The sequence below is a fragment of the Streptomyces sp. NPDC096311 genome (genome assembly GCF_044763085.1).
GTDB lineage: Bacteria > Actinomycetota > Actinomycetes > Streptomycetales > Streptomycetaceae > Streptomyces.
This window is the reverse complement of sequence record NZ_JBIWFN010000004.1, coordinates 1-21,138: the sequence shown is the minus strand read 5'-3', so window position 1 is coordinate 21,138 and position 21,138 is coordinate 1. Positions and strand designations below refer to the sequence as shown.

General features: G+C 71.0%; 16 protein-coding genes. 11 read left to right on the top strand and 5 right to left on the bottom strand.

Annotated elements, in window-relative coordinates; genetic code table 11:
• The 8 genes from pstA (at nt 1) to ACIRA5_RS11620 (ending at nt 11,040) form a co-directional block, all read left to right on the top strand.
• A complete protein-coding gene (gene pstA, locus ACIRA5_RS11655) occupies nt 1–1,317 on the top strand; it encodes a phosphate ABC transporter permease PstA (RefSeq protein WP_403689811.1) in 1,317 nt (438 codons plus the stop codon).
• Nucleotides 1,314–3,047 (top strand): phosphate ABC transporter substrate-binding protein PstS, encoded by a 1,734-nt coding sequence (pstS, locus tag ACIRA5_RS11650; RefSeq protein WP_403689809.1) that lies wholly within the window; start codon nt 1,314–1,316, stop codon nt 3,045–3,047. The genes pstA and pstS overlap by 4 nt, the downstream gene beginning before the upstream one ends.
• Nucleotides 3,044–5,488, top strand: a complete 2,445-nt coding sequence (locus ACIRA5_RS11645) for a hypothetical protein (protein WP_403689806.1) — start codon at nt 3,044–3,046, stop codon at nt 5,486–5,488. The genes pstS and ACIRA5_RS11645 overlap by 4 nt, the downstream gene beginning before the upstream one ends.
• A 170-nt stretch (nt 5,489–5,658) precedes the next feature.
• Nucleotides 5,659–6,657: a hypothetical protein gene (locus tag ACIRA5_RS11640; protein WP_403689805.1), complete on the top strand. Its 999-nt coding sequence runs from the start codon at nt 5,659–5,661 to the stop codon at nt 6,655–6,657.
• Nucleotides 6,658–6,833: 176 nt separating this feature from the next.
• Nucleotides 6,834–8,228, top strand: coding sequence for an Ig-like domain-containing protein (locus ACIRA5_RS11635; protein WP_403689803.1), 1,395 nt, complete (start codon nt 6,834–6,836; stop codon nt 8,226–8,228).
• 88 nt (nt 8,229–8,316) lie between these two features.
• Nucleotides 8,317–9,258, top strand: a complete 942-nt coding sequence (locus ACIRA5_RS11630; protein WP_403689801.1) for a sortase — start codon at nt 8,317–8,319, stop codon at nt 9,256–9,258.
• Between the two features lie 75 nt (nt 9,259–9,333).
• Nucleotides 9,334–10,167 carry a phosphate ABC transporter ATP-binding protein PstB gene (gene pstB, locus ACIRA5_RS11625; protein ID WP_382139711.1) on the top strand — a complete coding sequence of 278 codons (834 nt, stop codon included), beginning with the start codon at nt 9,334–9,336 and terminating at the stop codon, nt 10,165–10,167.
• A gap of 30 nt (nt 10,168–10,197) precedes the next feature.
• Complete coding sequence (locus ACIRA5_RS11620; RefSeq protein ID WP_403689800.1) at nt 10,198–11,040, top strand: hypothetical protein; 843 nt, start codon at nt 10,198–10,200, stop codon at nt 11,038–11,040.
• Nucleotides 11,041–11,318: 278 nt separating this feature from the next.
• Here the strand turns inward: ACIRA5_RS11620 and ACIRA5_RS11615 are convergent, their stop codons facing one another.
• From ACIRA5_RS11615 to ACIRA5_RS11600, 4 genes are all read right to left on the bottom strand, one after another.
• Nucleotides 11,319–12,557, bottom strand: coding sequence for a hypothetical protein (locus tag ACIRA5_RS11615; RefSeq protein ID WP_403689798.1), 1,239 nt, complete (start codon nt 12,555–12,557; stop codon nt 11,319–11,321).
• 187 nt (nt 12,558–12,744) lie between these two features.
• A complete protein-coding gene (locus ACIRA5_RS11610; protein ID WP_403689796.1) occupies nt 12,745–14,376 on the bottom strand; it encodes a phospho-sugar mutase in 1,632 nt (543 codons plus the stop codon).
• A gap of 260 nt (nt 14,377–14,636) precedes the next feature.
• On the bottom strand, nt 14,637–15,461 hold the full coding sequence (locus ACIRA5_RS11605) for a purine-nucleoside phosphorylase (RefSeq protein ID WP_403689793.1): 825 nt from the start codon (nt 15,459–15,461) through the stop codon (nt 14,637–14,639).
• 163 nt (nt 15,462–15,624) lie between these two features.
• Nucleotides 15,625–16,062 carry a gamma-glutamylcyclotransferase gene (locus ACIRA5_RS11600; RefSeq protein ID WP_075028313.1) on the bottom strand — a complete coding sequence of 146 codons (438 nt, stop codon included), beginning with the start codon at nt 16,060–16,062 and terminating at the stop codon, nt 15,625–15,627.
• 143 nt (nt 16,063–16,205) lie between these two features.
• On the opposite strand from ACIRA5_RS11600, the gene ACIRA5_RS11595 reads away from it, so the two are divergent.
• The 3 genes from ACIRA5_RS11595 to ACIRA5_RS11585 all read left to right on the top strand — a co-directional run bounded on the left by ACIRA5_RS11595 (nt 16,206) and on the right by ACIRA5_RS11585 (nt 20,216).
• The gene (locus ACIRA5_RS11595; RefSeq protein WP_403689791.1) at nt 16,206–17,654 is read left to right on the top strand and encodes an NAD(P)H-quinone dehydrogenase; all 1,449 of its coding nucleotides are present in this window, start codon (nt 16,206–16,208) and stop codon (nt 17,652–17,654) included.
• 167 nt (nt 17,655–17,821) lie between these two features.
• Nucleotides 17,822–18,784, top strand: coding sequence for a DeoR/GlpR family DNA-binding transcription regulator (locus ACIRA5_RS11590; RefSeq protein WP_403689788.1), 963 nt, complete (start codon nt 17,822–17,824; stop codon nt 18,782–18,784).
• Between the two features lie 253 nt (nt 18,785–19,037).
• Complete coding sequence (locus ACIRA5_RS11585) at nt 19,038–20,216, top strand: AI-2E family transporter (RefSeq protein ID WP_403689785.1); 1,179 nt, start codon at nt 19,038–19,040, stop codon at nt 20,214–20,216.
• 79 nt (nt 20,217–20,295) lie between these two features.
• Here the strand turns inward: ACIRA5_RS11585 and ACIRA5_RS11580 are convergent.
• Nucleotides 20,296–21,138 (bottom strand): biotin/lipoyl-containing protein (locus tag ACIRA5_RS11580; protein ID WP_403689782.1); only part of this gene is annotated, 843 nt, incomplete at its 5' end.

Genomic DNA, 21,138 nt, shown 5'->3' with positions numbered 1-21,138 from the left:
ATGACCGTCACCGCTCCACAGAGCCCGCCCGGCGACCAGGGGCAGGGGGCCGATCCGAGCCCCGCGGGTCCGCCGAAAGCGCCGTCCCCGGCCCCGGCCACCCACCTGCCCGGACGCCGGCCCGGCGGGAGTTCAACGCGCGCAGACTCGCGCCGGAACCTCTCCACGCTGCGCGCCACCGACGTGTACGCCATGGTCGGCGCGGGCGCCGCGTCCCTCGCCCTCACCTGGCTGTTCTTCGACCGGCTGCTGCCCTTCAACGGCGCCCTGGGCTTCGTCGTCATCGCCTACGCGCTCTTCATCGGCCTGTACGCGCTGCTGGTCTCCTTCGACGAGGACGGTCCCGCGGTCCGTGACCGGGTGGCCGCCGCGATCGTCCAGAGCCTCGGCCTGGTGATGCTGACCGTGCTGGCCTTCGTGGTCGTCTACACCCTCTACGAGGGGCGCGAGGCGCTGCCGCACCTGAACTTCTACACCCAGTCGATGGCCGACGCGGGTCCGCTGGAGCCCCTCAGCGTCGGCGGCATCGCGCACGCCATCGTCGGCACGCTGTGGCAGATCTCCATCGCCCTGGTGATCTGCATACCGACCGGGCTGGTGTGCGCGGTCTTCCTCAACGAGGTCCCGGGCGCCTTCAGCCGGTTCGTCCGCACCATCGTCGAGGCGATGACAGCGTTGCCATCCATCGTGGCCGGCCTGTTCATCTACGCGACCTTCATCCTGAGCCTCGGTTTCGGCCAGTCCGGCCTCGCCGCCGGGCTCGCGATCTCCGTGATGATGCTGCCGATCATCATCCGCGCGGCGGACGTGGTGATCCGGCTGGTCCCCGGCACGCTGCGCGAGGCGTCCTACGCGCTCGGCACCTCACGGTGGCGCACGGTCTGGCACGTGGTGCTCCCCACCTCGCGGTCCGGGCTGACCACGGCGGTCATCCTGGGCACCGCGCGCGGTGTGGGCGAGACCTCGCCGGTCCTGCTGACCGCCGGTTTCACCCAGGAGCTCAACACCAACCCGCTCCACGACCCGATGGTGTCGTTGCCGCTGGCGGCCTTCAAGCTCGTCGAGTCCCCCGAGCCGACCTACATCGCCCGCGGCTTCGGCACCGCGGCGGTGCTTCTGGTGCTGGTGCTCGTCCTGTTCGTCACGGCCCGCGTCGTCGGCGGCCGTGGGCCGGGCAAGCTGACCCGCCGCCAGGAACACCGCCGGGTCAGGGCGTCCCGCCGTGACGCGCAGCGCTTCGACGTGTACGCAACCGCCGGCCGGCCGTCGGCCGGCCCCGCCTCGACCAGTCCCGCATCGACGAGGAGCACCCCGTGATATCCGCACCCGTCCGTCGTCCGCGCAGCGTGCGCGTGTACCAGGCGCTGGCGCTGGTCGTCGCACTGGTCTGCGCGCTCATGGCCGTACATCCGCCAGGTGCCTTCGCGGTCACCTACGTGAAGATCAGTGGCTCCGGCTCGACATGGAGCGCCAACGCCATCGAGCAGTGGCGACGCAACGTACGCCAGCAGGGCATGACCGTGAACTACGCGTCGGTGGGCTCGTCGGTGGGACGTACCCAGTTCGCGAACGGCACGTCCGACTTCGGTGTGTCCGAGATCCCCTACGGCCTCAAGGAGTTCGGTACGACCGACACTCCGCCGCAGCGCAAGTACGCCTACATGCCGATCGTGGCCGGCGGTACGTCGTTCATGTACAACCTGAAGATCGGCGGCAACAAGGTCACCAACCTGCGGCTCTCCGGGGAGGTCCTCAGCAAGATCTTCACCGGCAAGCTCACGATGTGGAACGCGCCGGAGATCAAGGCGGACAACCCCAAGCTGGCCCTCCCGGCCCGCCGTATCGTCCCGGTCATCCGCTCCGACGGCTCCGGCACCACCGCGCAGTTCACCCTGTGGATGTCCAAGCAGTACGGCACCCTGTGGGACGACTACTGCCGTCGGGCGGGCAAACCCACGCCGTGCGGTCTGACGTCGTACTTCCCGAACATCCCCGGCTCGGGCTTCGTCGCCCAGTCCGGCTCGCTCGGCGTCGCGGGCTACACCAAGCAGCCCCAGGCCGAGGGCGCCATCACCTACGTCGAGTACTCCTACGCCAGGAACGCGGGCTTCCCGGTCGTCAAGGTCCTCAACAAGTCCGGGTACTACGTCGAGCCGACCGCCTCCAGTGTGGCCGTCGCCCTGACCCAGGCGCAGATCAACAACGACTCGCGGTCCGCGAACTACCTCACCCAGAAACTGGACGGGGTCTACACGTACGGCGACCGGCGCACCTACCCGCTGTCCAGCTACAGCTACATGATCGTCCCGACCAAGGAGGAGATGGGGTTCACCAAGGCCAAGGGCGCCACGCTGAGCGCGTTCGACAACTACTTCCTCTGCGAGGGCCAGCAATTGGCCGACCGGCTCGGTTACTCGCCGCTGCCGATCAACCTCGTGCAGGCGGCCATGGAGCAGGTGCGCAAGATCCCCGGCGCCGTGACGGACAGCATCAACATCAAGAACTGCAACAACCCGACGTTCTCCAGTGACGGGAAGAACCTCCTGGCCCAGAACGCCCCGTATCCCGCGGCGTGCGACAAGCAGGGTGCGGACCAGTGCGCCACCGGCACCGGCGGCGCCAAGCAGTCCACCTCGCCGAGCGGCTCCGGTACGTCCGGCGGCGGTTCGGGCTCGGGCGGCTCCGGTACGTCCGGCGGCTCGGGCGCGTCCGGCGGTTCCGGTTCGACGGGCGGCTCGGGCGCGACGGGAACGGCCGGTACCACCACCGGCGGCAGCGGTACGGCGGGCAGCACCGGCGGTACGGGCGGGACGACGGGAGGCAGCGTCGTCGACCCCGACACCGGCCAGGTGCTCAGCGGCAACGGAGGCACCGGCGACACCTCGGTCGCCGCCAGTCCGGTCTCCCTCGGCGTCGGCGACGCCCTCGGTCTGCGCACCGCGCTGATGGCACTGTCGGCCGTGCTCCTGATCGGCGTGGTCGTCGGGCCACCCCTGATCGGGCGCATGATGTCCCACCGCGCCCGCCGCAAGGGGGGTGTGGCATGACCGCCATCACCGCCGTGTCCCGGTCTCGGCGGCGTGTCGTCGCCGCCGTGAGCGCGCTGCTGGCCGCGCTGGTCCTGGCCCTGCTCCCGCTGCCGTCCGCCACCCCGTCCGCCGCGGCGGCGGACGGCACGGGGGAGGACTCCGCGGTCACGGTGACGGGGAAGCAGGGCAGGTACGACGACTTCTCCAAGCTGAAGGTGACCGTCCACCAGACGAAGAACCTGCGGTCGCAGGGCGTGCGGGTCACCTGGCAAGGCGGGGCGCCGACGATCGACGGGCAGAACGCCGCCGTCAACTTCCTGCAGATCATGCAGTGTTGGGGCGACGATCCGGCCGGGCCCGATCGTGATCAGTGCGTCTTCGGCGGCGACGGCTCGATACTCGGGGCCGGAAACGGCCGACTGGTCGGCACCGATCCGGGGGAGACCCAGTACCCCGGTGGCTTCGTCCCGTTCCGCCCGGTCGGTGACCTGCCCCCCACCAAGTCCTCCCACGACTTCACCTACTTCGGTCCGCTGGACACCAACGAGCAGCGGTTCGCCAGAACCTATGCCGACGGCACGGGCGAGGTGACCTTCGAGGCGCAGGACGGCATCCAGGCGTCCCACCTGGGCTGCGGCATGAACACGGCGCGTGCCGCGAGTGACCCCGTTCCTCGGCACTGCTGGCTGGTCGTCGTCCCGCGCGGCACGCACGACGCGGACGGCACCGAGATCACCAAACCGAACCAGTCGGGCAATTCACTGCAGAGCTCGCCGCTGTCCGCGACGAACTGGGCTCAGCGGATGGTCGTCCGTCTGGACTTCCAGCCGGTCGACGCGTTCTGTCCGGAGGGCCAGCCGGAGCTGCCCACGGTCGGCTCCGAACTGATGACAGACGCCGTCACTTCCTGGCAGCCGAAGCTGTGCTCGTCCACGGGGAGCACGTTCGCCTTCACGCAGGGCGGCGAGGAGGAGGCCAGGGGCCAGGTCCTGAGCACGTCGGCCGACGCGCCCCTGCTGGGCTTCACCGTCGACCCGGTCGCCCGGCCGGAGGACGGATCCAAGGTCGTGCACGCGCCGGTGGCGGTGTCCGGACTTGCGATCGCCTTCTTCATAGAAGGTCCCTCCGGCGTGGTGCAGGGAATGAAATTGAATCCGCGGCTCGTGGCGAAGATGCTCACTCATTCCTATGTGGAAGACGTGACGCTGGGCGCCACCCCTGATTATCTGAAAGGGAACAGCGCTTCCCTCGTAGAGGATCCGGAATTCAAGGAGTTGAATCCAGGATTCCCTCAGCTGAGCAATCACCAGCTGAGGAGCCTCATGGTTCCGCTGCAGTCCTCCGACATGACGCGGATCGTCTGGAACTGGCTCCAGTCGGACACGGACGCCCGGGGCTTCCTCTCCGGGACGAAGGACCGGTGGGGGATGCGGGTGAATCGCTATTTCCAGGACCTGAAGCTGGCGGAGAACACCACGCTGACCGACTACCCCAAGGTGGACCCGACGACGACGCCGGCCCTCGGCAACGGGACACCCCCTCTCAGCTACGCGATCACCGACCTGGACCCGTACACGGCCGACCTGCACGACGGGGCCCTGCGAACCCGCCGGGGCAACAACACCCGCACCATCCAGTGGCAGTCGGGGGACACCGCCCAGTCGCCGGCCAAGCTCATCAACGACGCGCCCATGTCGGGCCAGCGTGCCGTGATGGCGATCGTCGACGCCGCGTCGGCGGAGCGTTACGGGTTGACGACCGCGGCGCTGCGCAACGCGGACGGCAACTTCGTGAAGCCCTCGGCCGCCACGCTCACGGCCGACGTCGCGACCATGCGGCCGTCGTCCGCAGACGCTTCGGTGCTCAAGCCCGACCCGGCGCGCGCCAAGGGGCAGGCGTACCCGCTGACGGCCGTCGCCTACGCCGCGGCCTCGCTGAACCAGGACGCGAAGGCCCGCAAGGCGTACGCCCAGTTCATCAGGTATGTCGCGGGATCGGGCCAGACGCCCGGCGTGTCGGCGGGCCAGCTGCCCTTCGGCTACGCGCCCTTGCCTGCTCAGCAGCGTCTGCAGGCCCGGACCGCCGCCGACGCCCTGGAGCGCGGGGAGACCGTGACCAGCTCTTCGTCCGACGGGTCGAACCAGGGTGCCTCGGGCGGGCTCGGATCCGGAGCCGGCACCGGAGGTTCCGCCTCCGGCGGGGGCACCGGCGGAGCGTCCGCGGGCGGAACGGGCGGCGGCGCCACCCCCTCGGCCTCGGACTCCGCCGCAGCCGTGAACAGCTCCGCGCCACCCTCCTCAGGGCCGCAGCAGAATGTCGCGGAAGCCAAGGCGGGATTTACCCCCGGAGAGATCCTGGGAGTTATTCGCTGGATTCTTCTCGTCGTCCTGTTCCTGGGTGGAGCGGCAGGACTTTCGGGTCCAATAATGCTGCATTTCGCGCAGCGTCGGACTCCCTAGGAGACACCTAGGAAGCCTGCCCGTAACCTTTCTCTCACGGGGAATTGGTTGGTCACCGCGCGGAAATCCTGGAATTGTTTGCGGTGGCCGACCGACGGGCCGGCAGGAAAAAGATCCGGATTTTGCTTGAACGGCCAGCCTTCGAAATCCAGAAAACAAGGGGTTCAGAAGTGAACGTCAAGTCTCGCGCCAAGGTCGGCGCTGCTTTCGGTGTCGCGGCTCTCGGTCTCGGCATCCTGGCCTCCCCCGCTTCGGCGGACCCGAGCCCGGTCACTGACTACCGTCAGCTGGCTGGTGTCGGTTCGGACACCACGCAGTACGTCATGAACGGCATCGGCGACGCTGTCACGAACGCCAACGGCAAGATCGTCGCGTCGTGGAACGCCACCGGCACCGCCACCGTGAAGACCAAGGCGACCGGCTGTGACACCGTCGCCCGCCCGGACGGTTCCTCGGCCGGTATCAACGCGCTGAACGCCGACATCACCGCCGGCACCCACTGCATCGACTTCGCCCGCTCCTCGCGTGGCCCGGTGGACACCACCACCACGGACCTCACGTGGATCCCGTACGCCAAGGACGGTGTGACCTACGCCACCGACCTGGGCAGCACGCTGCCGACGAACCTGACGAAGGCGCAGCTGGCCGCGATCTACCAGTGCAACTCCACCGAGTTCCCGAACGCGCAGCCGCTGCTGCCGCAGTCCGGCTCCGGTACCCGGACCTTCTGGCTGTCGGCCATCGGCATCACCGAGGCGCAGGTCGGCTCCTGCGTCAACGGCACCATCCAGGAGCACAACGGCGAGGCGATCGTCAACGGCAACCAGCTCATGCCGTACTCGATCGCCCAGTGGATCGCCCAGGGCAAGGGCCTCTCCGACGTCCCGAACCGTCGCGGTGAGTCGCGTCTGCGCAGCATCAACGGCCTGGCCCCCACCACGGGCACGGGCTCCGCGATCGCGCTCAACACGGCCTTCGACCCCGGCTTCCTCCGTGACGTCTACAACGTCGTCCCGACCGCCAACCTCTCCGACTCCGTCATCGCGCAGACCTTCGTCGGTACGGGCTCGAAGGTCTGCACCGCCTCCTCCACGATCGCGACCTACGGCTTCGGCGCCGCGTCCAACTGCGGCGACAGCACCACCGCGTCCCTCAAGGGCGAGCGCTGATCCGTGATCGTCTGCTGATCCTCGCGTGACGGCCGGGCACCCTCCAGGTGCCCGGCCCCACGCGCTGTCGTCCGTCAACGTCATCCGTCAACCGTCCCCCGGGGGGCATCGCCGTGACAGTGCTACCACCATTTCGAAGAGCGGCCGCGATCGTGGCCGCCTGTGCCTTACTCGCCATGGGCCTCGTGGTCCTGGCCATGTCCCAGTCCCAGCCTGCCCGGGCGGCGTCCGTCGGCGAGTTCACCATGGCGCCCACCGGCGGCAAGCTGAGTGACCCGCAGCCCATCGCCGGCTCGATCGCGATCCCCGGCGCATGTCCCGCCGCCACCATCGAAGACCTCAACTGGAACAGCGTCCTCGCCCTGTACGTCGTCAAGGCCGACGGCACCGAGGTGAAGGCGCTCAACGGGATCACCAGCAAGGCCCCCTACACCGCGGCGACCTCGGCGGTCTCGCTGGTCGCGGCGGACAACCCGGGGATGGCGGTCAGCAGCCTGTCGAACGTCATCACGGGCGACGGCACCTACGAGTTGCGGCTGCGCTGCGTGGACAACTACGACTGGGCCGTTCCGCCCGACTCGATCGTGCCGGGCGACCCGTACTGGACCCAGAAGATCACCGTCACCGGCGACAACTGGGTCGTCGGCGAAGGCGCGGAGGCCACCCAGGTCGCCCTGACCGCCGCCCCTGCCGTGGTCGCGCCCAGCGAGGAGACCACGCTCACCGCGGCGGTGTCGCCCGCGGCGGCGGCCGGCACCGTCACCTTCCTGGAAGGCGCGACCACGCTGGGCCAGGCCACGGTCGCAGGCGGCAAGGCCGAGTTCAAGACGTCGACGCTGGCCGAGGGGAACCACACCGTCACGGCCCGCTTCACTCCGGGGAACACCGCCGAGTGGGGAGCCTCGGAATCCGCGCCCGCCGAGGTGACCGTGCAGCTGCCGAGGTACGAGATGCGCGACGCCGCGGGCAAGCTGCTGGCCTACAACCCCGAGTTGCAGCGCGGCCAGACCGTGAAGGTCCTCATCCGCGGCTGCCAGCCGAGCGCGACGTACTCGATGACCATGTTCCACAACGACGCCACCTTCCCCGCCGCCACGGCCGACGCGAGCGGAACGGTGACCTGGTCCACTCTGAAAGTGCCGGACGACGCCGTGGCAGGGGCGAGCAACTGGGACTACAGCCCGGACTGCACCGGCGGTAAGAACCCGGTGCCCGCGGTGGACTTCACCGTCCCCGAGCCGTCCTCCGAGTCCCCGTCACCGAGCCCGAGCAGCTCCTCGACGGACGATCCCTCCGACGAGCCCACGGACGGTTCCAGCAGTGAACCGACCGACGGCTCTTCGGGCGACTCGTCCGGCACCACGTCCGGCACCACCACCTCCGGCGGCAGCGGCACCGGCGGCGACTCCACCTCCGGCGGGACCTCGCCCACCGGGGGCCTCGCCTCCACCGGCAGCCAGATCGCGCTGTTCTCCGGCCTCGGAGCCGTCATCCTCGTCACGGCCGGCGTCCTCGCCGTGCGGTACGGCCGCCGCGAGGGGCTGCTGAAGTTCGGCGACCCCCGCTCGTAGCGGCTCGGGAGCACGGGCGGCGGGGCCCCCACCCCGCCGCCCGCGCCTTCGTATCTCCACCACACACCTCTGCACAGGAGTGCTCCCCGTGACCGTGTTGTCCCCGCCCCCGCCGGCCGACGCGCCGCCGGTGCCGGCGCCCGCACCCGAGCCCAGGCCCGCCGCGGGGCCGCCGCGGGCCGAGCGCCCCGGCTTCGCGTTCGCCGGGGCCGCGCTGTGCGTGCTCGCCGCGCTGCTGCTCGGCTTCGCCGCCAACCTCACCATCGTCGGCCACCTCCAGCACGCGCGTGACCAGCAGACCGCGTACGACGAGTTCCGCCGTCAACTCGCCCTCGGAACCGCACCGGTGGGCCAGCGGGGTTACGACGGCAAGATGCTGGAGCCCGGCGCGCCCGTCGCCCTGCTGCGCATCCCGGCGCTGGGTCTGAAGGAGGTCGTGGGGGAGGGCACCACCTCCGGGGTGCTGATGTCCGGCCCCGGCCACCGCCGGGACACCCCGCTGCCGGGACAGGCCGGCACCAGCGTGATCATGGGCCGTCAGTGGGGGTACGGCAGCCCCTTCAACGACGTGCACCAACTGCCCCTCGGCACCGAGATCCGGCTGACGACCGGTCAGGGCACCGCCACCTACAAGGTCTCCTCCATCCGCCGCAAGGGCGACCCGCTGCCGCCCACACTCAAGGACGGCCAGGGCCGGCTCACGCTCATCACCGCCGACGGCGCGCCCTACACCCCCTCCGGCACCCTCCGCGTGGACGCGACCCTGGCCAGTGCCGTACAGCCCGCCCCGCCCCGCCCGCTGACGCTCGGCTGGATCGACGAGTCCGAGCAGGCCCTGGGCACGGAGAACGCCGCCTGGCTCTCGGTCTTCCTCTGGTCGCAGGGGCTGCTCGGCGCGGCCCTGCTCACCATGGCCGCGTACCGCGTGTGGGGTCGCTGGCAGACCTGGATCGTCTGCGTGCCCGTGCTGACCGCCCTCGGCCTCGCCGTCTCCGGCGCCGCCACCCGCCTGCTGCCCAACCTGCTCTGACCGACGAGGAGTTCCACCATCATGTCCGACACGAACCCGACGCTCGTCGACGAGATCCTCGACCCGACGGTGAAGATGCGGAGCACCAAGGCGAGCAGGCCCGCCGTCTCCGGCGCCGGCCCCGGCGAGAGCAACCCGGCGACCCTGGAGGCCGACTCCATCTCGGCCTGGTTCGGCGACCACAAGGTCCTGGAGCACGTGTCGCTCACCATGCCCGCCCGCAAGGTCACCGCGCTCATCGGCCCGTCCGGCTGCGGCAAGTCCACGTTCCTGCGGATCCTCAACCGCATGCACGAACTGATCGGCTCCGCCTCCCTCGCGGGCCGGGTGCTGCTGGACGGCGAGGACATCTACGACCGCGGCCGCCGCATCACCCACGCCCGCCGCCAGATCGGCATGGTCTTCCAGAAGCCGAACCCCTTCCCGGCGATGTCCATCTACGACAACGTCACCGCAGGCCTGAAACTCGGCGGCATCAAGGCCGGCCGGGAGAACAAGGACTGGCTCGTCGAGGAGTGCCTGACGAAGGCGGGCCTGTGGAAAGAGGTCCGGGACCGGCTCCGGCAGCCCGGCGGCGCGCTCTCCGGCGGCCAGCAGCAGCGTCTGTGCATCGCGCGTTCGCTGGCCGTACGACCGCGGGTCCTGCTCATGGACGAGCCGTGCTCGGCGCTGGACCCGACCTCGACGCGGCGCATCGAGGAGACGATCCACGAGCTGTCCGAAGAGGTCACCATCGTGATCGTCACCCACAACATGCAGCAGGCCGCCCGGGTCTCCGACCAGTGCGCGTTCTTCCTCGCCGAGCAGGGCACCCCCGGCGCCATCGTCGAACACGGCACCACGGACGCGATGTTCAACAACCCGCAGGACCCGCGTACGACGGACTACGTGAACGGACGCTTCGGATAGGACGACCGACCACACCAACGGAGACGCCGGATGCCAGACACCCTCCGAGCGACGAGCGAGGGACGATCCCGCCGCGCGGTGGCCCGTACCGCGGCCGTCCTGGCCGCTGTCGCCTTCGTCGCCTCCGTCACTCTCGCCGGCTGCGCCGTCCCCGGAGCGCCCGAGAAGGCGTTGGCGGACCCACCCGCGTCCGTTCCGTCCGCCGAGCGGACTGCCCCGGACCCGGCCGGGCCCACCCCGCTCGGGACATCGGCCCGCCCCCGCACGCCCGGACCCACTCCCACTCCACCGCCCCGCGACCCCGCTCCGGAGGCCTCGCCGTCCCCCAGCGCGCCCACCGTGTCGCCGACGACGAAGCTCCCGGACCTGTCGCGCACACCACCCCCGTCCCACTCGCCGCGCCCCGGCGCCACGCCCGCGAAGCCGTCACCGAAGCCGTCGGCCGGTGCCGGTGCTGGTGCCGGTGCCGGTGCCGGTGCCGAGACGTTCGGTCGGCGTGGCCAGGACGGTTCGACCACCCTGCGCATCGGCTCCTGGTCGGCCCGGGTGGTACGCGGTGGGCAGGAGGCGGTGGACGCGTGCCGCGACGCCGTCCAGTGGACGGGGCCCGACCTGGGGACGGAGGACGGCTACGCACTGCGTACCGCCGTCGTCGTCGGCCACGACTACTGCGGCTTCGAGCGGTTCGCCAAGCTGCCCGTGGGCACCCTCGTCACGGCCACGACGCCACGCGGCACGTTCGAGTACCGCGTGTACGCCCACTACGTCAGCCCCGGCCGCGGCACCCCGTCCCAGGGCCTGTACTGGGGCGACCTCACGCTCCAGTCCTGCGTCGGCCCGAACACGGGCTTCAGCTACCTCGTGCGCGTGTGAGGCGGCGCGGCCGGAGCCCGACACGGGGTTCAGTTGCCTGGGGGGCGGGCTGAACCCCGTGTCCGGCCCATGCGCGGCATCCCGCCAATCGCAGTGATGGGGGCGCGGGACACCTGGCGGGCGGATGCGTCCAAGGGGGGGGTGAGGAGCACATCCGCGCTTCCCTCCAGCGTGAGACGCGCGGGGACGGAGCAGGCAGCCGAGGAGCATGCGACAGCCCAACTCCCCGTGAATCGAAAGACGTTTGAATCCAGGGGTGGTGCCGTACGGGCGCCCGCTCAGGGCGCGCTCGGCCAGACCAGCGCCATGTACGCGCTCCAGTACGCCGAACCCAGCAGCGCCGTGGTCACGGCGAGGGCCCGGAAGCGGGGTGAGGCACGGGACAGATGGAGGGCCAGCGGGAGCAGGAGCGGGAAGCCGGGCAGGAGGAAGCGGGCACGGGGGAAGTAGACGCCGCCGCTGCCCAGCACGATCAGCAGCAGGACGCCGGTGAAGACCAGCAGAGGGAGCGGCTGCCGGTCCACGGCGCCCAGGGCGTAGAGGACCACGGACACGATCAGCGTGACCGTCACCATCACCAGGAACAGCTCCGGCCTGGAATCCTGAGAGAGGACCTCCCGCATACGGCGCAGGGTCTCCGCGCCGCCGTCCCAGTCGTTGTGCCACAGGCGCTGCACGGCGAAGTAGCCGTCCCATCGGCCCAGGCGCACGCCCACCCAGCCGACGTAGGCGAACCAGCCCGCCGGGGCGAGGGCCGCGGCCGCGAGGACGCGGGGCGAGAAGCGGTGCCGCAGGGAGAGCAGGGCCGTGACGGTGACCGCCGCCGCCGCCGCGATGCCCGTCGGGCGGGTCAGGCCCGACAACGACGCCAGGGCGCCCGCCCAGAGCCAGCGGCCGGTGAGCACCGCGTACAGCGACCAGGCGGCGAACGCCGTGAAGAGGGACTCCGTGTAACCCATCCACTGGACCAGGCCGACCGGGAGAGCCGCCCACAGGAACGTCAGCAGCAGGGCCACGCGCCGGCCGTGGAGATGGTGGCCGACGGCGAAGACCCCCCACGCGGCGAGGAAGGAGGCGACGATCGAGATCGCCAGGCCCGTCGTGGCGCGCGTACCCGGGGTCAGGACCGCGGCCGCCTTGACCAGGAACGGGTACAGCGGGAAGAACGCGAGGTTGTTCGCGTCGTACCGGGTGCCCAGGTGATGGGTGTAGCCGTGCTGGGCGATGCCCAGATACCAGTCCGCGTCCCACTGCGTGGCCAGGACGGGCCACACGCCGTGGTGTTGATGGTGCGCCCACAGGGTGAGGAGCAGCAGACTCACGAGGCGTACGGCCCCGTAGGCGAGCAGGGCGGGGGCCGCCCGGCGCAGCTGGGTGCGGAGGGAGCGCAGGATGCCGGTGCTCCTGCTCGTCCCCGCACCCGTGCCCGTACTCGCGTTCGTGTTCGCGGGTGCGGGGAGTTCGCCGGGAGCGTTCCGGGGTGGGGAGGATGTCGGCCGGGAAGCGGTCGAGGACACGCGGCAGCTCCTGGGGCTCGGCGGTGCGCTACCGCCAACCGTTCCTCGGTCGGATGGTGGCGCACCGGAGCGCTGCGTCAACTGCCGGGCGGAAATCACCCGTACGTGGCTGGGTCCCGTACTTGGGCCCTCGCGGAGCCGCGGCTCCGCGATGCGGGATCCGCGATGCGGGATCCGAGGCGCGGGATCAGATGCCGGCCGCCGCCGACAGGTCCCGCTTGATCCCCGCGAGCAGCTCGGCGGCCTTCGCGTGGGCCGTGGGCAGCTCGGTGTGCGAGCCGACCGGGACCACGACCTCCAGGTAGCACTTCAGCTTCGGCTCGGTGCCGCTCGGGCGGACGATGACGCGGGCGCCGTCCAGCGTGTAGCGCAGCCCGTCGGTCGGCGGAAGCGTGTCCGTGCCCTTCGTCAGGTCCTCGGACCTGGTGATGGACAGGCCCGCCAGCTCCGTCGGGGGCTGCTCGCGCAGCCGGCCCATCGCGTTCGCGATGACCGACAGGTCCTCCACGCGGACCGAGAGCTGATCGGTGGCGTGCAGACCGTGCGCCACGGCGATGTCGTCGAGGAGGTCGAGGAGGGTGCGGCCCGCTTCCTTCAGCTCGGAGGCGAGTTCCGTGATGAGCAGGGCCGCGGTGATGCCGTCCTTGTCGCGTACGCCGTCCGGGTCGACGCAGTACCCGAGCGCCTCCTCGTAGCCGTAGCGCAGGCCCTCCACCCGGGCGATCCACTTGAAGCCGGTGAGGGTCTCCTCGTAGGGGAGGCCCGCCTTCTCGGCGATCCGGCCGAGGAGGGAGGAGGAGACGATCGACTCCGCGAAGGTGCCGCGCGCGCCGCGGTTCACCAGGTGCTGGGCGAGCAGCGCGCCGACCTCGTCGCCGCGCAGCATGCGCCAGTCCGCACCGTCCCTGACGGCCACCGCGCAACGGTCCGCGTCCGGGTCGTTGGCGATGATCAGGTCGGGGCCGGTCTCGCGGGCCTTCGCGAAGGCCAGGTCCATCGCGCCGGGCTCTTCCGGGTTGGGGAAGGCGACGGTGGGAAAGTCGGGGTCCGGTTCCGCCTGCTCGGCGACGAGCACGGGCTGCGGGAAGCCGGCCCGGGCGAAGGCGGCGAGCAGGACGTCCTTGCCGACACCGTGCATCGCCGTGTAGACGGTGCGGGCGGTGCGGGGGGAGTCCTGGGCGAGGACGGCGTCCGTACGGGCCAGGTAGGCGTTCAGGACGCCCTCGTCGAGGGTCTCCCAGCCGGAGTCGGGGCGGGGGACGTCGGCGAGGCTGCCGACGGCGGCGATCTCGGCGGCGATCTCGGCGTCCGCCGGGGGGACGATCTGCGAACCGTCGCCCAGGTAGACCTTGTAGCCGTTGTCGCGGGGCGGGTTGTGGCTGGCGGTGACCTCCACGCCGGCCGCGGCGCCGAGATGCCGTATGGCGTACGCCAGGACGGGCGTGGGCAGGGGGCGGGGCAGGACGGCGGCGCGCAGGCCCGCGCCCGTCATCACCGCGGCGGTGTCCCGGGCGAAGTCGGCGGACTTGTGGCGGGCGTCGTAGCCGATGACGACGAGGCCGTCCGTCTCGCCCTGCTTCCTGAGGTACGCGGCCAGGCCGGCGGCGGCACGGATGACCACCGCTCGGTTCATGCGCATCGGGCCCGCGCCGAGTTCGCCCCGTAGGCCGGCGGTGCCGAACTGGAGGGTGCCGCTGAAGCGTGCGGTGAGCTCGGGGACGTCCTTGGCGACGATGAGCTCGGCGAGCTCCTCGCGGGTATCCGGGTCGGGGTCCTCGGCGAGCCACGCCTCGGCCCGTGCGATGAGTTCGTCCTGCACGTCGGGTGAACCTCTCTGTTTGTGCTGCCCTTGCTGTGTACCCGGCCAGGGGTGCGATGGTCGGCTGCGGGCGGGTGGGGGGTGCTCGCGCAGTTCCCCGTGCCCCAGAGGGTCCCCGCCCGCCCGTGGTCTTTCGGCCGAGGGCCGGTGGGGGCTGGGCGCGCCCACGCGGCGGAGCCGCATGGGTAACGGCGCCGTGCCCCTGAAGGCCTCGGGACGTCCGGCGTTCGAGGGCGCGGCCCCCAGAGGCGGCGTGGTCCTTACAGGCGGTCCAGGACCTGGGTGAGGAGGGCGCCCATGCGGGTCGCGGAGTCGCGGCCGGCCTGGAGGACCTCCTCGTGGTTGAGGGGCTCGCCCGTCATACCGGCGGCGAGGTTGGTGACGAGGGAGATGCCGAGAACCTCCGCACCGGCCTCACGCGCGGCGATCGCTTCGAGAACCGTCGACATGCCGACGAGGTCCGCGCCGAGGACACGGGCCATCCGGACCTCGGCCGGCGTCTCGTAGTGCGGCCCGGTGAACTGCGCGTAGACGCCCTCCTCCAGGGTGGGGTCGACCTCCTTGCAGAGGGCGCGCAGCCGCGGCGAGTACAGGTCGGTGAGGTCGACGAAGTTCGCCCCCACGATCGGGGACGTCGCCGTCAGGTTGATGTGGTCGCTGATCAGCACCGGCTGGCCGGGGCGCATGTCGGCGCGCAGACCACCGCAGCCGTTGGTGAGCACGAGGGTCTTGCAGCCCGCGGCGACGGCGGTACGCACGCCGTGCGCGACGGCGGCGACCCCGCGGCCCTCGTAGTAGTGGGTGCGGCCGAGGAAGACCAGGGCCCGCTTGTCACCGACCTTGTACGAGCGGATCTTGCCGCCGTGCCCCTCGACCGCCGGCGGGGGGAACCCGGGCAGCTCGGTGACCTGGAACTCGGCCTCGGGGGTGCCGAGGGCGTCCACGGCCGGAGCCCAGCCGGAGCCCATCACGAGCGCGACGTCGTGGGTCTCGGCGCCCGTGAGCTCCCGCAGGCGGGTGGCGGCGGCGTCGGCGGCGGCGTGAGGGTCGCCCTGGATGTCGTCCGGAAGAAGAGATGCGTTCACGCGCATGAGGGTAGCTGGTCCAGGCCTACGCGCGTAGATGACAGAGGTCACGGTCTTGCGATCGTTGTCTTGTCGTTTCCGACGAAGGGGTGGGAACGGGGTGGACCGGCCTTTCCCACGAGAGGCGTCGTCGGCAGGGTCGCCCGGGGCGCGGAAGGGCCCCTCAGCAGGGACGCTTGCGCAGTTCCATCACATAGTCGTGGGGCGCGCCCGCCGACTCCGCCGCGTCGGCGATCTCACCGAGGTAGCGCGCGGAGGGGAGTCCGCCCTCGTACCCGTTCAGTACGTACACCCACGCGGGTTCCTCGCCCTCCAGCGTGTGCACCCGTACGCGCATCCGGCGATATATGTCGAGGCCCACGCCCTCCCAGCGGTCCATGGAGTCCTCGTCCAGGGGGGCGATGTCGTACAGCGCCACGAAGACCTGCGAGCGGGGGGCCTCTACGAGGGTCGCCAGCGCGCCTTCCCAGCCCATGTGCTCGCCCCCGAACGTCAGCCGCCAGCCGTTCAGCCAGCCCGTGGCGCGCAGCGGCGAGTGCGGGGCGCGGCGCGTCATGAGCCGCGGGTCGAGATTGCCGGCGTACGCGGCGTAGAGCGACATGAGGTCGAGGGTACGGCAGGGAGCACAGGAGCCTCTTGCGTAACAGAACGCATCAGCGCATAACGGATGAGCGCATAACGGAAGGGGCTCGGATGCGGGCGGGCGCGGCCCCCGGGCGGAAGCATCTTGAAGCGTGCGGGACAATGGAGTACGTGACTCGGATCGTGATCATCGGTGGCGGACCCGGCGGATATGAGGCGGCGCTGGTTGCCGCCCAGCTCGGCGCGGAGGTGACCGTCGTCGACTGCGACGGTCTGGGCGGGGCGTCGGTGCTCACCGACTGCGTGCCGTCGAAGACCCTTATCGCGACGGCCGAGGTGATGACCACCTTCGACTCGTCGTACGAGGAGCTGGGGATCATCGTCGCCGACGACACCCCTCCATCGGAGCAGGCGGCCCGGGTCGTCGGCGTCGACCTCGGGAAGGTCAACCGGCGTGTGAAGCGGCTCGCGCTCGCGCAGTCGCACGACATCACGGCCTCCGTGACGCGGGCCGGCGCGCGGGTGCTGCGCGGGCGTGGGCGACTGGAGGGCATGCAGTCCCTGGACGGCTCGCGCAAGGTCGTCGTACGGGCCGCGGACGGGACCGAGGAGACGCTCGTCGCCGATGCGGTGCTGATCGCCACCGGCGGGCATCCGCGTGAGCTGCCCGACGCGCAGCCGGACGGCGAGCGGATTCTGAACTGGACGCAGGTCTACGACCTCGACGAGCTCCCGGAGGAGCTCATCGTCGTCGGTTCCGGTGTCACCGGCGCCGAGTTCGCCGGTGCCTACCAGGCGCTCGGGTCGCGCGTCACGCTCGTCTCCAGCCGCGACCGCGTGCTGCCGGGCGAGGACCCGGACGCCGCCGCCGTGCTGGAGGACGTGTTCCGGCGCCGTGGCATGAACGTCATGGCCCGCTCCCGTGCCGAGTCCGTCAAGCGGGTCGGCGACCGGGTCGAGGTCACGCTCTCCGACGGCCGGGTCATCAGCGGCTCGCACTGTCTGATGGCCGTCGGCGCCATCCCGAACAGCAGCGGAATGGGTCTGGAGGAGGCCGGGGTCAGGGTCAGGGACTCCGGGCACATCTGGACCGACAAGGTCTCCAGGACCACCGCCCCGGGTGTGTACGCCGCCGGTGACGTGACGGGCGTCTTCGCCCTCGCCTCCGTCGCGGCGATGCAGGGACGTATCGCCATGTACCACTTCCTGGGCGACGCGGTCGCTCCGCTGAACCTGAAGACCGTCTCGTCCAACGTCTTCACCGACCCCGAGATCGCCACCGTCGGCTACTCACAGGCCGACGTGGACGCGGGCAAGATCGACGCCAGGGTCGTCAAGCTGCCCCTGCTGCGCAACCCGCGCGCCAAGATGCAGGGCATCCGGGACGGCTTCGTCAAGATCTTCTGCCGCCCCGGCACCGGGATCATCGTCGGTGGCGTGGTCGTCGCTCCGCGCGCCTCGGAACTGATCCATCCCATCTCGATCGCGGTCGACAACAATCTGACGGTCGAACAGATCGCGAACGCGTTCACCGTGTATCCCTCCCTTTCGGGCTCGATCGCCGAGGTCGCACGGCAGTTGCACACCCGCAAGGCGGGCGACGGAGGCTGACGTCCCATCCCGACTTCCCGCTGGTCACGGGGAGTTGTCGACCATTCGTACGGCATAGGCGGCGCGAGTAGGCGCGTATACCACTTCGCGTACTGTCATGCGAACAACTTCTGTTATTCGGCGCAAACTGCTGAAAGCAGACGGTCGTTGGGGTTACTGTCAGTTTCGTGTTCGCTGCAGAACGTCGCCAATTGATCCTCGAAATGGTGCGAGCGAACGGGGCCGTGTCGCTCCGTGAGCTCGCCCGCGTCGTCCAGACCTCCGAAGTGACCGTACGGCGGGACGTGCGCGCACTGGAGGCAGAAGGACTCCTCGACCGCCGGCATGGCGGTGCGGTATTGCCGGGCGGGTTCACGCGGGAGTCCGGCTTTCCGCAGAAATCGCATCTCGCGACCGCCGAGAAGACGGCCATCGCCGATCTCGCCGCGGGTCTCGTCGAAGAGGGCGAGGCCATCGTGGTGGGCGCGGGCACCACGACGCAGGAGCTGGCGCGCCGGCTCGCGCGGGTGCCCGGGCTGACCGTCGTCACCAACTCCCTGCTGGTGGCGCAGGCGCTGGCCCATGCCAACCGCGTCGAGGTCGTGATGACCGGCGGCACCCTGCGCGGTTCCAACTACGCCCTGGTCGGCAGCGGCGCCGAGCAGTCCCTCCAGGGGCTGCGGGTCTCGCGGGCCTTCCTCTCCGGCAGTGGGCTCACCGCCGAGCGCGGGCTGTCCACCTCCAACATGCTGTCGGCGTCCGTCGACCGCGCGCTGGTGCAGGCCGCCGCGGAGGTCGTCGTCCTCGCCGACCACACCAAGCTCGGCACCGACACGATGTTCCAGACGGTGCCGACCGATCTGATCACCCGCCTGGTCACCGACGAGCCGCCGACTCACGACGACCGCGCGGTCACCGAACTGCAGGCCCTGGCGGACCAGGGCGTGCAGATCGCGGTGGCCGGGCAGTCGGGCGGCGGCACGGGAGGGGATACGGTCCCGGCGGGGCGCCAGTCGCGCCGGGACATGCCCCTCCCCGGTCCGCGCCGCGGCCAGGTGCCGGGTGCGGGACCGCAGTTGCGCAGCGCTACCGTCCTGGGCGAGCAGTCCCCGGGAGAGCGGGCGCGAGTGGCGGATTTGCGCCGCCGCTGACCGATTCGACCGGCGTGCACCGCCATGGGCCGTATGGCGTACGCCGGGCACCCTCCATGGGCACCCTCCACTCGGCCGTCCCCCGGCCGCGCTACGGGGAAGCGGCGCAGCTCACGGCGTACGGGTGCGGTTTGTCCGCATGCGTCCCGGCTTGCGACGCCTCCTCGTCCACCCGCAACCTGTCCCTGACACGGCGACGGGAGGCGGTGACGCACAGGTGAACGACGGATCGCGCCGTTCGCACCGGCGACGGATGCGGTACGTCGTCCTGGGGAGCCGGCCCGCCCGCGGGTCCGCCCGCGGGGTGAAGGCGGTGGCACGGGCCCGTACGGCGGGGACGGCGATCCGGCGTGCCGCGGAGCGCGACGACGTGCCGGTGAGCCAGGGGCTTCGGACGGCCGCGGCGTACGCATGGCGGCTGCTGGTGCTCGGGGTGGTCGTGTACGCGGCCTTCAAGATCCTGGGCCGGTTGCAACTGGTCGCCGTGGCGCTGTTCCTCGCGCTGGTGGTGACCTCGGTGCTGCGTCCTCTGGCCGATCTGCTGGCGCGGCGCATGCCCCGGTCCCTGGCCGTCGTGGTGAGCGTGGTGGGCAGTCTGGTGCTGATGCTCGGGCTGCTGGCGCTGGTCGGCAGCCTGGTCGCGGGCGAGTCGGACCAGTTGGGGCAGCAGTTCGCCGGGGGCGTCGGGCGGATCCAGCGGTGGCTGGAGGGCCCTCCCTTCCGCGTCCGCCACACCGTGCTGTCGAACTTTCAGGGCAAGGTGAGGACGTACCTCTCGGAGCACCGCTCCACGCTGATCAGCAGTGCCCTCAGCGGCGTAGGGCGGGCGGTGGAGGTGCTGACCGGAGCGGTGCTCGCGCTGTTCTGCTCGCTGTTCTTCATCCACTCCGGGGACAGGTTCTGGCACTGGTTCCAGGGCCTGCTGCCCGAGAGTGCCAAGGATCCCTGGGGCCGCGCGGGACGGGCCGCGTGGCGGACGTTCGCCGGGTACACCCGCGGCATCATCATCGTGGCCGCCACCAACGCCGTACTGGTCGGGATCGCCCTGTTCGCGCTGCGCGTGCCGCTGGCCCTGCCACTGACACTGCTGGAGTTCTTCGCCGCGTTCATCCCGCTGGTGGGCTCGCCCATCGCGCTGGCCGTGGCCACGGTCGTCGCGCTGGCCTCACGGGGGCCGGTCATCGCGCTCGTGGTGCTCGCCATGATCGTGGTCGTCGGCCAGATCGAGGGCCATGTCCTGCACCCGCTCGTGCTGAGCTGGGCGGTCCGGCTGCACCCGGTGGTCGTGGCCCTCTCCGTCATCTCGGGCGGCATCCTCGCCGGTGTGATCGGCGCGGTCGTCGCCGTCCCGATGGTGTCGGTCGCCTGGTCCGTGATCAGCGAGATCCGAACCCGACCCGACCCGGCCCATCCCGGCCGCTCACCCGGCTGAGGCGACGAACAACGCCGAAGCGCCCGGCGGACCGATTGCTCGGTTCGACGGGCGCTTCGGATGTCGTACGACCGTGTCGTCAGTCCTTGATCTCGCAGATCGCGGCGCCGGACGTGATGGACGCGCCGACTTCCGCGCTCAGGCCCTTGATGGTGCCGGAGCGGTGGGCGTTGAGGGGCTGTTCCATCTTCATGGCCTCCAGGACGACGACGAGGTCGCCCTCCTTGACCTCCTGGCCCTCCTCGACCGCGACCTTGACGATCGTGCCCTGCATCGGCGAGGCGAGCGTGTCACCGGAGGCGACCGGGCCGGACTTCTTGGCCGCGCGGCGCTTGGGCTTGGCGCCCGCCGCGAGGCCGGTGCGGGCCAGGGACATGCCCAGCGAGGAGGGCAGCGAGACCTCCAGGCGCTTGCCGCCGACCTCGACGACCACCGTCTCGCGGCCCGGCTCCTCGTCGGTCTCCATGTCCGCGGGAGCCGTGAAGGCGGGGATCTCGTTGGCGAACTCGGTCTCGATCCAGCGGGTGTGGACCGTGAACGGGTCGGCGGAGCCGGTCAGTTCGGGGGCGAAGGCCGGGTCCTGGACCACCGCGCGGTGGAACGGGATGGCGGTCGCCATGCCCTCGACCTGGAACTCCTCGAGGGCGCGGGCGGCACGCTGGAGCGCCTGCTCGCGGGTGGCGCCGGTGACGATCAGCTTGGCGAGCAGGGAGTCCCAGGCCGGGCCGATGACACTGCCGGACTCGACGCCCGCGTCCAGGCGCACGCCCGGACCCGACGGCGGGGCGAACAGCGTCACCGTGCCGGGGGCGGGCAGGAAGTTGCGTCCGGGGTCTTCGCCGTTGATGCGGAACTCGAAGGAGTGGCCGCGCAGGGCGGGGTCGCCGTAGCCGAGTTCCTCGCCGTCGGCGATGCGGAACAT

What these genes read in the sequence shown, in the direction of transcription:
- pstA (WP_403689811.1), top strand. Translation starts at nt 1, where the DNA reads ATGACCGTCACCGCTCCACAGAGCCCGCCCGGCGACCAGGGGCAGGGG.
- ACIRA5_RS11645 (WP_403689806.1), top strand. Translation starts at nt 3,044, where the DNA reads ATGACCGCCATCACCGCCGTGTCCCGGTCTCGGCGGCGTGTCGTCGCC.
- ACIRA5_RS11635 (WP_403689803.1), top strand. Translation starts at nt 6,834, where the DNA reads ATGGGCCTCGTGGTCCTGGCCATGTCCCAGTCCCAGCCTGCCCGGGCG.
- pstB (WP_382139711.1), top strand. Translation starts at nt 9,334, where the DNA reads ATGCGGAGCACCAAGGCGAGCAGGCCCGCCGTCTCCGGCGCCGGCCCC.
- ACIRA5_RS11620 (WP_403689800.1), top strand. Translation starts at nt 10,198, where the DNA reads ATGCCAGACACCCTCCGAGCGACGAGCGAGGGACGATCCCGCCGCGCG.
- ACIRA5_RS11600 (WP_075028313.1), bottom strand. Translation starts at nt 16,062, where the DNA reads ATGTCGCTCTACGCCGCGTACGCCGGCAATCTCGACCCGCGGCTCATG.
- ACIRA5_RS11595 (WP_403689791.1), top strand. Translation starts at nt 16,206, where the DNA reads ATGGAGTACGTGACTCGGATCGTGATCATCGGTGGCGGACCCGGCGGA.
- ACIRA5_RS11585 (WP_403689785.1), top strand. Translation starts at nt 19,038, where the DNA reads ATGCGGTACGTCGTCCTGGGGAGCCGGCCCGCCCGCGGGTCCGCCCGC.